This is a genomic window from Peribacillus sp. R9-11 (assembly GCF_031345095.1).
Taxonomy (GTDB): Bacteria; Bacillota; Bacilli; order Bacillales; family DSM-1321; genus Peribacillus; species Peribacillus butanolivorans.
On the sequence record NZ_CP133763.1, the window covers coordinates 3,264,904 to 3,279,785 of the forward strand.

A 14,882-nucleotide genomic window follows, 5' to 3' on the forward strand; every position below is an offset into this window, starting at 1 on the left:
CCATTATTTTTTCTCCCCCGTCACTTTAATTCTAGGATCAATCAACGTATAGGCTATATCAACGATGAATATCAATAGGATAAGCACTGCACTATACACAATTGTGGAACCAAGAATGACCGGATAGTCTCGATTGGATATTCCCTTTACAAACATATCTCCCATGCCCGGAATACCAAAAATACGTTCAATAATGAAGCTTCCTGTCACGATATTAGCCGTTAGGATACCAAGAATCGTGATAATCGGCAATAACGCATTTCGGATCGCATGTTTGATTATGACACCGCTACGTTTTAGCCCTTTTGCCTTTGCGGTCAAAATGTAATCTTGTCCCATTACTTCAAGCATGCTTGTCCGCATCAATCTGGCAATGAAAGCAAGAGGCATCATCGACAGGGCAATGGATGGTAATATGGTATGCTGCCATGTCGCCCATGTAGCAACAGGGAATATATGCCATTTTATTGCAAAATAATTGATTAAAATAGTCGCCAAAATAAAGTTCGGAACAGATATCCCGACGATGGCAATGACCATTGATAAATAGTCAGGCCATTTATTTCGTTTCAGTGATGCCACTACACCTAAAATGAGCCCAAAAAAGATGGCAATCACCAGTGCTTGCGCTCCTAAATGCAAGGACACTGGAAATCCCTTCAAAATGTAATCATTCACAGAAATGGATGAGGATTTCAAAGAAGGACCAAAATCAAATTGAACGACTTCCAACAAATAATTTCCATATTGGGTCAACAAAGGCTTGTCCAATCCATAGTGGACTTGAAGGTTTTCATAAACAGCGGGAGGCATTGCTCCTTCTTTCGCAAATGGATTTCCCGGAATCGTATGCATTATGATGAACGTTAATGTAATAACCGCCCATAAAGTAATAATCGCCCATTTAAAACGATTTAATGTATATCTCAACATGGTAATCACCCCAATCATCGATTTTCTAAGGAGTTGAAAACGGAAATGAATTCATGAAATATTCAAATTCGCAATTGAAAAATGGGGTATGTCCATAATCGGACATACCTCCTATTTTCATCCTTCTTTTATTTTTTATCCGCGTAAATAAAGTTCGGATAAGCGTTTATTGGTGCATAAACCCCAGTAACATTCGATTTAACCATATATGGTTTTGTATAGAAGTAAACCGGGAGAATCGGCATTTCATCAATCAGAACTTCCTCTGCTTTATGCAAAGCAGCCATCCGTTCTTTTGGTTCCATTGTAGATTTCGCCTCTTTTAAATATTTATCATATTCTTTGTTGGACCAATCCGCATCATTATAGGCACCGTCTGTCTCCCAAAGCATGAATGTCATCGGATCTACATAGTCACCAACCCATCCTGCACGGGAAATCTCGAAGTCCCCAGCTTTTTCACGGTCAAGTTTAACTTGGAATTCAGCATTTTCAAGTGTAACTTCAACACCTAGGTTATCGCGCCACATTCCTTGAACGGCTTCAGCAATTTTTTTATGAGAATCTAATGTATTATATAAAATTGAAAAATCAGGAAGTTTTTTCATGCCTTCTTCAGCAAGTCCTTCTTTTAACAATTTCTTAGCTTCATCAACATTTTCCGCAAAAAGGTCTCCTGTATTTTCTTGGAAATCTCCAGTTGCATCCGGAATACCCGGCGGGATTACTCCAAATGCAGGCTTTTGACCACCTTGAGCAACATTATCCGTAATTTTTTTACGTTCGATAGCCATTGATAACGCTTTTCTTACTTTAGGATTATTGAAAGGTTTTACTTTAGTATTAAAGTTGTAATAGTAGACAGCAAGTTCTGCTCCATTTTTGAATTCTTTATCTCCAGAATTAACCAATTGACCTTGTACATCCACTGGTAGTGGATAAGCGATGTCCAATTCGCCACTCTGATACATTTGCCATGCAGTATTTTCATCTTCAATTAGAGCAAAATTAACGGCATCCAATTTGATTTTGTCTTTATCATAGTAATTTTCATTCTTTTCGATTTTCAGACTTTCTTTATGTTTCCACTCCGTTAACTTGAATGGACCGTTTGATACATGTGTTTTGGCATCCAAAGCCCATTTCGGATTTTCTTCTTGTACCTTTTTATCGATCGGGTAGAAGGTATAGAAAGAAGTCAAATCAAGGAAATATGGTGTAGGCTGTTCCAATGTAACCTCTAACGTAAGGTCGTCTGTTGCTTTTACTCCTACATCCTCTTCCTTGCCTTTTTTACTGTTGTAAGCTTCCCCGCCTTTAAGATAATAAAGTTGGTAAGCATAATCAGCAGCTGTTTCTGGTTTCAGTGCGTATTTCCAAGCATATTCGAAATCATTCGCTGTAAGCGGATCTCCATTTGACCATTTTAATCCATCTTTCAATTTAAATGTCCATTTTAATCCATCTTCACTGATCTTCCATGATTCTGCAGCACCTGGTACGATTTTACCTTCTTCTGTTTTCTTGGTCAGTCCTTCAAACGTATGTTCAAGAATCCATGATTCATGAGTACCTTGCGCATTGGCAGGATGAAGCGAACCAGGTTCACTTGAGTTGTTTACGTTTAATACTTTTGATTTGGCTGAGTCACTCGAGCCACCTTCTTTTTCATTCGAAGTTTCCTTCGAACCGCTGTTACATGCTGCAAGCACAAGCATAATAGCCATTAGAAGCGCAAGCACTGAAAATTTAGACTTTTTCAAAAATATTCCCCCTCATCTTTAGTCTATCTTGGAGTATCCCTAGTTTAAGAGATTATCCTTCTTCCATCTATTAACTTCTGGTTTAGTACACTAAAATATTCTGCGAGGATAGTTAGAAGTATTCATAGCAGAAACTCACCAAAAATAACTAGCGAAGCGTTTGCATAAATTTACGTTTTTTCTCAAAAACCCAAAATCAGTAGTTTTATAGCTTAAAACCACCTTCCTTTCAACCTCGCAAAAGGGTACTATACTTTGAATTAAAGATGTTGAATATTAAGTATATTACGAATAAATTAAAAAATCAATAAACCAATGAGTACTTTTTCACAAGATAGGTATTAAACGCTAGTAATTTTGATTTATATAGTAGGTAAAAAGAATTGAAACATTAACTTATTTCAATTTCAAACCCCTTCATTATGCGTTTCATTATAGACTCACAAGTACAAATCACTATATTTATATCAACTTGATTGGAAGCTATATTTGATCATCTTATTATACATATTTTTCTCATTATTCAGAAGAGGTTGAATTATTAAGTGACTCAACTTCCCAAGTTAACCACTTTTTATTAGATTCCATTTTTGAATAAGGGTCACAGAAGTGATCAAACTTTTTTCAAAACAAGCTCTTTCTATTTGATATTTTTAAGGTCATTAGTATCATTTGAGCAAACCTTATTCTAAAACAACACCTGTGGTCTTTAGTACGTCTTAATGAACCAAGGTCGTTCACCCAAAAAAAACACAATTCCTTGTAAAAGGATTGTGCCTGAATACTTAATAAACTTAATTCACTTAAAAAAGCCTCTATAAATGGTTAACTCAATAGCTGCTTTCACTTATGTTTTTTAAGCTTGTGTAGCAAGTATTCTTCCGATTTTCCTTTCTTGATAACTAAGGGGCTTCCCAATTCTCATCTTTTAATTGATTACTAATATAAAAAATTTGGCCTAATGTCTGTCTCTCTATTGCTCCAAGTACTGTATGACTTTCACCACGAATATAAATATTCTTTAATAAATCTTGTTCTCTTAAATTAGGGGGCGGACAATTTAGTTCACGGAATCATGTCCCACGCACCTGTACGTCCTACCCTAGCTCCTGATATAATAGATTCTATTAAAAAAAGATCAACCAGTAAAAACCAGCTAATCATAAAATACGAACGCACCCGTTACCTTAATAAACCAACTTGTACATAATAATGTCATCGACATATTCACTTTCATTACCCACTAGCTAATCAAATACAAAAATTGGATAATCAGAGAAATTATGATCGCACTGTTGATGTCAGTCACGCTGCCCCACAGGATCCATGTCCGAAGTTTAGTTGCTTTAATGACTAATCCGTGCTTCAAATGTCTAATATCCATTTTATGCCCTCATTAAAACATAATAATTAAGTATTTTATTTCTGTACTACTTCACTTATGATTAAATAAATACAATGACACAAAGAGTAAACAAATACCTGCTATCTTTTTCGCATCCAATGGAATACGTACCCCACCCAATAAGCCAAAATGATCAATGACAGCTCCAATCAGTATTTGTCCTAAGATAACCCCAACTAAAGTAGGGGCCACTCCAATTTGAGGGACTACTAAGACGATGACTATGACATAAATAGCCCCTAAGAGACCACCTATCAGTTGCCATTTAGGTACAGAAGTGATAGCTGAAATATTTCCATTTCCTGCAAACAAAACAATAAATAATAAAGCAAGTGTCCCGATTCCAAAAGAAATGAAAGAGGCTTCAATGACCCCTACTTTTTTTCCTAAACCGCCATTTATCTGTCCTTGAATTGCTATTGTAATGCCGCCTAGGACTGCAAGTAACGGAAATAAAATTTTCACAATAAATATGCTCCTTTTCATGTCCAATGGACGTGATGATGAATTCATTTAATTTTATCATGAAAAATATGTATAGATTCCCTTTTTTATCAAAACAAATAGTAATATGCAGATTCTTTCTTTATAAACAAAAAAAGGCCCAAATGGGCAGCCCCGATATCCTTTTACATCTTTTTATTAAACTATTTATCAATGATTCTGCCTTAATTAATTGGGGAAACTGACTAAACTAGGTGATGTATAAGCTAAAACTCCGTATATAGCAAGGAAAATATCACGGCATCATGCGATTGATTACGAAGAAATATATAATTTCTAAGATTCCCCTCTTGCTTAAAACCAAATTTCTTTAAGAGGTTTGTTGATGCAATATTATCAGGGAAGGTTAATGCAGCGATTCGATGTAAGTTTAATTCTTCAAATGAATAACGTAATACTTCTCTGACAGCTTCCGATGTAAAGTGTTTCCTCCAATAATCCGGATGGATTTCATACCCGATTTCAGCACGTTTATTAGATATGCTCAAATGATTAAGGCCAACAGTACCAATAAATTTCTCGGAATCTTTCACCACTACTCCCCATCGAATCCCCCTTTTGTTTATATATGCACTTTTAAACGAGTCTATTAATCGACGAGCCTCTTCCACTCGAATTAAGCTTTCTATCCCATCATATTTGGTTACTTCATCTTTTGAGAGAATTTCAAACAGACTTTCCGTATGCTGGTGACCTATTTCGATTAAACGCAGCCTCTCTGTTTCTAACTCTTGAAATCTCATCCTACAATCCCCCCGTGGATTCACTATCTTCTTTATTCTATTTGTGAAAAAGAGATACCTGTATTAATGGACAAAACTTTTCAATAATTTCCTTTCCTTAAGGTATAATGCAGAATCGGGATGCCCGCCCTTAATAATCAAATCTCTAATAATTTGTGAGAGAATAACACTGTAAACCGTTCCGTTCCAACCATACCCGCCCGAGATGCGATAGTAAGCTTTCCCATTAAAAAGGAAGGATAGGGATTTCAAAGGATGCAGCAGTTTAAAAGTAGTTACATAATACTATCTTTTCAGTAATCATATTGAAAAAAAAAAAATTATGTTACAATAGAAAATCTAGACATAGGTATAAAGGGGCAATTGCAATGAAAATAGAGGTTGGCTCTGTTATCAACGAATTAAGAATAAAACAAAATCTCACAAGAGAAGAATTAGCAAAAGATATTTGCGAGCCTATTACCTTGTTAGATTATGAAAGAAGCATCTCATCACCAACAATTGATGAGTTGGGACTATTAGCAGATAAACTTAAAGTTGATCTTTCGTATTTTTTCACTACCAAAAATGAACCGATTTATAATTACATAGAAACTATTAAATTATTAATAAACAGATATAAACGTACACGTAATTATGAAGCAATCTATGAAATCGTCCAAAAAGAAATGGCAACGGCACCGGAAAAATCCATATCATTTTATCAATTCTTAAAATGGCATGAGGGTATGTCTTTTTTTTATTTGTTCAAGAATAAACAAATGGCTATTGATCTATTAAATGAGGCCATTCAGATTACAATGGGCAAACGGGTAATTCTTCATCAACAGGAAATAGAAGTTTTAAATAGTATTGGAATTATTCACTTTAAAACAAAGGATTACGATGAGGCTATAATCATCTTCAATGAAGCATTGGAATTTATCGAGAATATTCCTCATGTGAATCAGGAAGGTACAATTTTAGTAAAAATCATTCATGGATTAGCTCAAACCTTAACCGAACTTCATTGCTATCAAGAGTCATTAAATTATACGCTAAAAGGCATTAATATTTGTAATTCTATCGAATCTTTATATTTATTTGCAGAACTTCATTTTCTTACCGGGAAAAATCTGATTCATCTTCAACAACAGAATGAAGGACTGCAATATTTAAATCACTCCAGAACCATATTCAGTATTCAAAAAAACGAAGAATATGTACAAATAATCGACCATGAATTAGAAAGAATCTTACAATCTATACTAGTCCTGAATTGAATTATACAAAGTTAGAGAGTGCTTTAAAAAGCATTTCTCTACCTTTTTTAGTTTCCTATTATTTCATATCAATAAGAAAGTGTTTGAAAGTGATCTTCTAATATTTAGTGATTAAGCATAGAAATTACACTAACAATCGTAGATCTAACTGAATTTTTTTCGCATAAAAGTTAACCGATTACTCCGTCACCTCTATGCTTCCCATGAGCATCTTCAATAATTTTTCCTTTATTACTCAAATTCCTATGTACCTAACTATAGTCTGTAAAATTTTAACAATAAATTAATTGAAATCTCAAAGGAACACTATCATTTAGAAATACGGCACTTTCAATAGGCAACCAAAATCAGATATAATAGATAAAAGTAGCCAAAATGGAGGAAAATTAATTGTCTAATAGATTAGGTTTAGTACTAGACGTAGAGACAACTGGATTGCGTCCTACTTCTGATGAAATTATCGAACTTGCCCTTATTCTTTTTACCTATAGCAGCGAAACCGGTGAAATTATTAACCTTGTTGATCAAGAATCGTTTTTAAGAGAGCCCCTCTCTTATCAAGCAAGAAGGAATTATGATCAAGCATACAGGGTTCATGGAATTCCATATAGCTCTGTCGAAGGAAAAAGCTTTCACGATGAAAAAATAAAATCTTTTATAGATCGTTCTGACTCAATTTTTGCCCATAATGCTTCATTCGACAGAAGTTTCCTCTACCATATGTATCCAGAAATCAATAACCATCAGTGGTTCTGTACAATGCGCAATGTCCCATGGAAACAATACGGTTTTGTAAATTGTAAACTCTTAACATTGCTGCGGGCTCATAACATCACAAATTTCCAAACACACCGGGCAATGGACGACATTTCTTATCTAATGGAGCTGCTGCGAAAACCTAGTCCTTCGGGCTATCCCTATTTAAAAGATGTTATTGCTAAAAATCCTATGAAAAAATATGCCCCTTCGTCTCAAAAATCTTGGGTATAATAGAAAAAAACAGCGAACCCTATTCGAGTCGCTGTTTTTTCATTATTATTTGCCTGCATCTTCCGTAAATACGTTTTTCATCTTTTTATATCTATAAATGAAGTATACGAAAGATAGTATTAATGCCACTACAAGGAAAATGGCAAGTATACTAAGGTTATGCCACATGAATCCAAAGTCTCCAGTTGAGATTACTGCTCTAAAAGCATTAATCGAATACGTCATCGGTAAGAATGGCGTGAACCCTTGCAGGAAGCTAGGAACTAATTCATTTGGGAAAGTTCCGCCGCTGCTGGTCAGCTGTAGAATTAATATGAGTAACGCTATAAAACGACCTGGATTATCAAAGGCTGAACCAAGAAATAGAATGATAGCCATAAATGTGCAGCTAGCAAGAATGCTTACTACAAAAAATAATGGCAGACTAGTGACTTCAATTCCAAGTCCTAATATTAATATCAAATCCACCAATATAGCCTGACATATTCCTATAATAGCCATGACCCCGTATTTACTAATAAACCAGCTGAATCCATTTGCAGGAATAACAGCAGGATCTCTTAATGGGAAAATGATTGTCAGAACGATTGCCCCAATAAATAAACTCAATGAAATTAAATAAGGTGCAAAGCTAGTTCCATAGTTTGGCACATTATTAATAGGCAATTTATCAACCTTTACTGGACTTGCAAACATGTCATAAACATCTTCATCGGCTTTTATATTACCTGCTTCGCTTGCTCCGTCTTTCAATTCGTCATGTAATTCTTCCGAACCATCTGAAAGTTTGGCGATTCCATCTTGAAGCTTAATAGCTCCATTCGCTAACTCTCCCATGCCACTTGTAAGACTTGATGTACCTTCTTTTAACTTATCTGTTCCAGTAATCAGACTTTTCGAACCTTCTGATAGCTGAGAAGTTCCATTTGATAATTGCTTCGACCCATCTTCTAATTGATCAAGCCCACTGACCAAATTATTGCTGCCTTCCGTTAATTGTCCAAGTCCACTCTGTGCTGAATCTATACTTTCGCCAAATGTTGTCAATCCAGCTACTAATTGACCCTGTCCGCTTTGCAGATCATTCGCTCCATTGGCAAGTTTATCTTGAGCTTGTTTTAATTGAGTAAAACCACCGCTGAGCGCATTGGTGCCTTTTCCTAACTGATTTGCCCCTTCACTAAGACTTGTGCCTCCCTTAGCAATTTCAGAAGCACTTGCGGATAGTTTTCCTACTCCTTCAGCTACTCCTCTACTTCCTTCACTAATTCCAGATAGAGAAGCAATTAATCCTTCTAAACGAGCTTTCTCTGCAGGATCATCCGCAGTTTGAGATTGTTGTTTTAAACCGGAAATAACTTCTTCCAATCCGGCCGCAACGTTCGATGCTCCTGCTTTTGCTTCACTCGTAGCAGCACTCCAATCGGACAAAGAACCTGAGAGCTGGCTTGCACCAGTAGCTACACCATTTGCCCCCTCGGTCAGAGTAGGTAGCTTTTCTTCAATCTGATTGAACCCTTCTAAAGATTGTTGCAGTCCTGAAGCTAATTCCCCAGAACCTGCTTCAGATTTTTTGGCTCCTTCTAAAAGTTTTGATTGCCCATCTTTCATTTGTCCAATCCCAGAACTAAATTGTTGTAAGCCTTGATTAAGTTCTTTCGAGCCAGAAGCTGCTGAACCCACTCCATCCGAAAAGGTCAAGGACTTTTCAGCTAATGTTTCCAGGTTTTTATGGATTTCAACTGAACCTGAATGTAGAGAACCAATTCCTTCATCTACTTTTTGTGAACCTTCTTTAGCAGAGTTAATTCCCTCTCCTAGTTCTTTAGACCCATTTTTTACCTTATCGGTCCCGTCTTTCAGTTCACCTGCTCCATCACTGGCGGATCCAAGTCCATCAGCAACTTCTTTCAAATTATCAAACATTGACTCAGCATAGGTTTTTGTAACGGCCGCAGAAACCTCACCTTTAATTTTCTCGGAAGCTGCGTCACCTATCTTAGTAGAAATATAGTTATACCCTTCATTTGATGTATATATTAAATCAAGTTTTTCCGGATTTTCTTCTTGCAAGGTAGTTGCATTTTCCGAAAAGTTTTTCGGAATTTCAATCTTCATGTAATAGTCCTGGTTCGCCAGGCCTTCATTCGCTTCTTTTTGACTGACAAAATGCCAATCAAAGTCCTTTTTCTCCTTTAACTCTTTCACTAAGTCTTTCCCAATGGTAAGTTCTGATTCGTTAAGCTCGGCTCCTTCATCCATATTGACAATGGCAACCGGCAATTGATCGACCTTACCATACGGATCCCAAAATGCCCATAAAAATGTCCCGCTATAAAGTAAAGGAACACTAATAATTCCTAATATAGAAATGAGAATTATTGGTTTTTTTATAATAGCCAATAATTCTCCTTTCAGCGATTTTAACACACCTATCAAATCCTCCTATACGACAAACATGTCGTTTATTTACTCTACTTCGGTGTAAAGCGAATTGAAAATACATTCATGACTGTTTATCATCTAAAATATATATATTTTATTTCTTTATTATAAATATATATTTTCTTCTAGAAAAATTATGACTATATTGTTCATCCGGTCATTATCACGAAAAATAATATAACATTTCTACTGTTGGATATCAAATTTATTTACTTTATAAAATCACATAATTTTTCTTCTTATCTGTAGTATTTTTGAATGGTTATTTATACAAGATTATGTAATCCATTAAAATAATGTATTCTAAAATAGTATGTAGCACTAAAAAAAGGGTACCCATAATGGATACCCTCTTCAAACAAAAAAACAACAAATTTCGAACAACTTGATAAAGCGCTTTCAAATCACTTTGATATAATACCCTTTAATTTACCCGCCTGCTCGGTTAATCTCTCAAGGGATTCCTGATACTCTTTTTCTAGCTGTTTGATGATACCAGCAGTGGTATCTATTTGTTTTATCGCCCCTACTCCATGTCCCGCGGACCAAATATCACGCCATGCTTTAGAATCTGATGATTTAGACATGCTGTCAAAATCGACATTTTCTTTTTTTGCTAATTGATCTGGATCCATACCTGCCTTTTTAATACTTGGTTTCAACATATTACAATTAACCCCGGAAAATGCATCAGTCAAGATAATGTCATCATGATTCGACTCGACAAGCATTTCACGATATTCATCATTTGCCCTGCTCTCTTTTGCCACGATAAAACGTGTACCCATATAAGCAAGATCCGCTCCGGCAGCTTGAGCAGCTAAGATGCTGTGACCTGTACTAATGGATCCAGCAAGCAAAATGATTCCATCCCAGAACGTCCTTACACTGTCAACGAAAGCAAAACTATTTATCTCACCCGCATGTCCGCCAGCTCCTGAAGCAACTAAGATCAATCCATCCACACCTGACTCTGCAGCTTTTTTGGCAAATTCCACGCTGCTGACATCTGAAAAGACCAACCCACCATAGCTATGTACGACATCTACAACATGTTTTGGAGATCCAAGAGATGTAATAACGATGGGAGGTTGGTGCTTTTTGACTAATTCCAATTCTTCTTCAAGACGGCTATAAGTTCGGTGAACAACCATATTCATTGCCCATGGAGCAATTTTCTTGCTGGGTTCTTTATCTCTTGCTGCAATTAGTGTGTTTTTTATATCACCCATCCATTGATCCAGTACTTCTATCGGCCGAGCATTCGGTGCTGGAAAAGAGCCAATTACTCCATTCAAACAGCATTCTTTCACTAATTCAGGACCAGAAATTAAAAACATAGGCGCTGAGATAACTGGTAAAGATAATTGATTCCACCAGTGTTCAGGTACAGTTCTTCTCATCTATAAAACCTCCCATTTTTAATATATTACCAAAATATAACACTATAAGATTATCATACTTCTTAAAGACAAAATTTTCAAGAAATTATTTTCAGCGGCAAAATACCACTCTTAACGAGTTAAATTTAAATAAAAAGCTGTATATGGATTAAATCCACATACAGCTTTCAATTAATTGGAGAGCACCCATTTTTGGATTGCTTTAGCCACTCCATCTTCTTGGTTAGTTGCAGTGACCCAATCTGCTTTTTCCTTAACTATCTTTTGAGCGTTACCCATCGCTACACCCATCTTTGCTTCTTGAATCATGGCAAGGTCATTTAGACTATCTCCTACTGCCATTACATTATCCATTGTAATATTGAGCAATGAACAAACAACGTCAATTGCTTTCGCTTTATTGACTCCAAGTGCATTCACTTCAATATTCGTTGGACTTGAATTGCTTATTTCAAGATTTCCTTTTGATTTAAGTTCGTCCATAATAGTTTGGCGAATGGCTTCATCTTTTGTATCAAAGCCGAATTTAAGCCATTGCGAGTCATGAATTCGTTGAGGCATTTCAGCCCTATATATACTATCACAGCTAATTGCCCAAAAATGCGTACTATACTTTTGGCTTAATTCCCACATCCACTGTATGGATTCACTATCGACTATATTTCTTTCCACCAATTTCCCTTGATTGTCGTAAATTTCACTACCATTAACCGTAATAAGATATGACTGCAGCTCCATTGACTTTGCAAAATCACTGCAAGTCGCATAGGATCTTCCAGTGCTTAGCACCACGAAAACCCCCTGATTTTCTGCTTCTTTAATTGCTTTCCGATTTTCCGCAGAAATCTCTCCCGCTTCATTTAGAAGTGTCCCATCCATGTCGAGCGCTACTAGTTTAATTTCTGGTTTATTCATTCTTATTCACCCTTTCTGAATTCTTCTCTATGTACATAATTCCATAATAGCGTATATTGCTTATCCAAGGAAAGAACGTGATTCAATGAACAGGTTTCAAGGTCACAAAAAATTTTGTGACCTTTTAGCATTTTATTTAGATTTATATTTTATTAATTTTAACTATTTTGCATAAATAAATGTTACTTTTTTATTTAATATTATCCTAAATCAAACCTAATTAAATTTTCTATTTTCAAAAGAAGCCCCTACACCAATTAGACAAGATTCAAATTTTGGAGATAGGACACTCCTTCTATTTATCTTGTTTCCTTTCATTTAGTTCTTTATTAAGTTCACCTTCCCAATTAGCAACGCCGTCATTTTCATCAAATTCTATAATGACATCCGTTACCCCTCTTTCCTTGAAAATTTCATCAAAGAGCCGGTCTTTAATGTCATCAGCCTGGGCGATAGAAATGTGGGCATCAAGTTCTACCTCTAATTCCACATGAAAATCTTCTCCTTCTTTTAATACCGCCAGTTTTTGGATATCTCTCACATCCGGATCACTCATGACCATAGTTCCTATTTTCTGACGCATCTCAATATCAGCTTCACCAAGAGCTCCCGCTGCATTATCAAGAAAAACCCTTCCAACCACATAAAACATACCGAGACCAATCATGACAGAAGCAACACCTTCTGCTTGAATAAAGGGTGTGAAATTCGCCAACAATATGGCTACTAACGCCAGTATACCGCCACCTGTTGCGACCATATCTTCCATAAATACTAATTTCGTTGCTGGTTTTGCACGTTTTAAACCAGCGAAGCTTTTATAGATGACTGCAGTTCCTTTCGCCTCTATCCCCGCTTCATGTACTACTTCTTTCATCGCTTTAAATAATACATATGATTCCAACACAACCGCTAACGAGAGAACGGACAAATTAATTATCATCCCACTTGACTCTACTGGATGCAAGATGTGATGAAATCCTTCTTTTATCGTTTCATAAGACATGATCCCAACAACCAACACAGCCCCTAAAAGAACTAGGTTAACCAGTCGTCCGAATCCATCTGGAAAACGATTTGTTGGTGACTTTTTACTTAATGCGGAACCAATGAAAACGAAAAACTGGTTCGCAGCATCCCCCAAGGTATGCAATGTTTCCGCAAACATAGCCACATTCCCCGTCATGAAATAAGCTATCCCCTTTAACACAGCGATAATACTATTCACACAAGCGGCAATAAATGCCGATTTATTGCCTTGTTTTAATAACCGGAATAATTCTTTCACAATAGAGGCCCCCTTTACTTTTAATAAGCTTTTATAATATTGTATTATCCCCAACGCTGTATTATATGAAACCAAAAAAGGGAAAAAGCTCTCTATTTCAATTGAGTTCAACATTCTCGTCATGAATGAATTGCCAACGTACATTTCAAAAGTGCCCCTTCATCCTTCAGATCACTGATGAGTTCAGCAGTTCTCCATATTCATGATTTTATTCCACTTCTAAACATCAATTACTAAGATAAAAATCGAACCCCTCTGTACATTTTTTGCTATAAATACCTGTCACTTGGAGCAAACAATCCATACAAAAAGGCAGTAAGCAATAGCCTACTACCTATTTTACTAAGGTATAAAGTTAGAATTAAGCTTCCGTTTTTTTTAACTTTGATGGATTGTTCACTTTATAACGAATTTCTTTATCGTATTTCTTGTCAACCACTTTTCCGTCAAATTCTATTTCGTCGCCTTCTTCAAGTTCTGCCTTTTTTAATGTTTTGCTATATCCACACCAGGCATCACCAATGGAGAGTTCTGGATCTGTGGTCACTTTGACATTCTCTAACAGGATTACCTCATCTTCTTCACCGGTGAAATGGTTCATTTTTGCAGTAAATTCCTTGACGGTTGCTGTGAAATGGACTTTGTCTGCTGGTAAGTCCAGTTTAGGTTTCGCTGGTGCCTTTTTACTCTTTGACTTTGCCTTTTTTGGTGCTTCACTTAGCTGCTCAGGACTTTCTGTCACTTGGACAACTGTTACTTGTTCACCTTCAGTTAAAGGTGCTGATGCTTCAGCAACTGGCCCACTCAATAGCTCTTTACCGAAATTCGAACTTTGCATTTCCTTTAAATATGAAGGGTGAATGCAACTTAGCTTACCATTTTCAAATTCAACAACAATCGTATCAAGACCGTTACCATATTGTTCATAACCAGCCAATTTCACTTTTCCTTGATAGCTTCCGCATTTATATAGTAGTTCTCTTTTTACTGAACGAGCAGTGAATAATTTCCATTCTAAACCTTTAGCGATATAATCCGCCTCATCTGAAAAAGAGATAAACTCTCCCTTTGGTTCAATATAGTGAATTAAATCCTTTACTTCAGCTGGAGTTTCAGCCACAGTCACCACTCCTATTTTTTTCTTTATGCTTATATTCTAGCAAAGGAATGCAAAGTTGCAAATGAATGAGCATAATTAAGTTTAATTCAACTGACCACTCCTAACTAACTC

Annotated in this window: 13 protein-coding genes; 2 read left to right on the forward strand and 11 right to left on the reverse strand. The window is 36.1% G+C overall.

From position 1 onward, the window contains the following. Positions 1–3: 3 nt before the first annotated feature. From RE409_RS15805 to RE409_RS15830, 6 genes are all read right to left on the reverse strand, one after another. Entirely contained in the window at positions 4–933 is a 930-nt protein-coding gene (locus RE409_RS15805; RefSeq protein ID WP_053346403.1) for an ABC transporter permease, read from the reverse strand. A gap of 128 nt (positions 934–1,061) precedes the next feature. Beyond that, positions 1,062–2,696, reverse strand: coding sequence for a peptide ABC transporter substrate-binding protein (locus RE409_RS15810; protein WP_242485407.1), 1,635 nt, complete (start codon positions 2,694–2,696; stop codon positions 1,062–1,064). A 902-nt stretch (positions 2,697–3,598) separates the two neighbouring features. Further along, entirely contained in the window at positions 3,599–3,712 is a 114-nt protein-coding gene (locus tag RE409_RS30740) for a DUF1572 family protein (RefSeq protein ID WP_201225155.1), read from the reverse strand. 227 nt (positions 3,713–3,939) lie between these two features. After that, complete coding sequence (locus RE409_RS15820) at positions 3,940–4,080, reverse strand: hypothetical protein (RefSeq protein WP_201224173.1); 141 nt, start codon at positions 4,078–4,080, stop codon at positions 3,940–3,942. A gap of 51 nt (positions 4,081–4,131) precedes the next feature. After that, on the reverse strand, positions 4,132–4,566 hold the full coding sequence (locus RE409_RS15825; RefSeq protein WP_201224171.1) for a DMT family transporter: 435 nt from the start codon (positions 4,564–4,566) through the stop codon (positions 4,132–4,134). A 245-nt stretch (positions 4,567–4,811) separates the two neighbouring features. Next, positions 4,812–5,348: a GNAT family N-acetyltransferase gene (locus RE409_RS15830; protein WP_201224169.1), complete on the reverse strand. Its 537-nt coding sequence runs from the start codon at positions 5,346–5,348 to the stop codon at positions 4,812–4,814. A 368-nt stretch (positions 5,349–5,716) separates the two neighbouring features. On the opposite strand from RE409_RS15830, the gene RE409_RS15835 reads away from it, so the two are divergent. Together RE409_RS15835 and RE409_RS15840 are read left to right on the forward strand one after the other, a co-directional pair. After that, entirely contained in the window at positions 5,717–6,610 is an 894-nt protein-coding gene (locus tag RE409_RS15835) for a helix-turn-helix domain-containing protein (RefSeq protein ID WP_201224167.1), read from the forward strand. A 390-nt stretch (positions 6,611–7,000) separates the two neighbouring features. Then, the gene (locus RE409_RS15840) at positions 7,001–7,600 is read left to right on the forward strand and encodes an exonuclease domain-containing protein (protein WP_309557794.1); all 600 of its coding nucleotides are present in this window, start codon (positions 7,001–7,003) and stop codon (positions 7,598–7,600) included. 45 nt (positions 7,601–7,645) lie between these two features. On the opposite strand, the gene RE409_RS15845 is transcribed toward RE409_RS15840, so the two are convergent. The 5 genes from RE409_RS15845 to RE409_RS15865 form a co-directional block, all read right to left on the reverse strand. Next, on the reverse strand, positions 7,646–10,030 hold the full coding sequence (locus RE409_RS15845; RefSeq protein WP_309557795.1) for a YhgE/Pip domain-containing protein: 2,385 nt from the start codon (positions 10,028–10,030) through the stop codon (positions 7,646–7,648). A 419-nt stretch (positions 10,031–10,449) separates the two neighbouring features. Then, positions 10,450–11,448 (reverse strand): NAD(P)H-dependent flavin oxidoreductase, encoded by a 999-nt coding sequence (locus RE409_RS15850; protein WP_201224165.1) that lies wholly within the window; start codon positions 11,446–11,448, stop codon positions 10,450–10,452. A gap of 171 nt (positions 11,449–11,619) precedes the next feature. After that, positions 11,620–12,363, reverse strand: coding sequence for a Cof-type HAD-IIB family hydrolase (locus tag RE409_RS15855; protein ID WP_201224163.1), 744 nt, complete (start codon positions 12,361–12,363; stop codon positions 11,620–11,622). 295 nt (positions 12,364–12,658) lie between these two features. Then, positions 12,659–13,651, reverse strand: coding sequence for a cation diffusion facilitator family transporter (locus RE409_RS15860; RefSeq protein ID WP_201224161.1), 993 nt, complete (start codon positions 13,649–13,651; stop codon positions 12,659–12,661). Positions 13,652–14,012: 361 nt separating this feature from the next. Continuing rightward, positions 14,013–14,771: a hypothetical protein gene (locus RE409_RS15865; RefSeq protein WP_309557798.1), complete on the reverse strand. Its 759-nt coding sequence runs from the start codon at positions 14,769–14,771 to the stop codon at positions 14,013–14,015. Between the last annotated feature and the right edge of the window lie 111 nt (positions 14,772–14,882).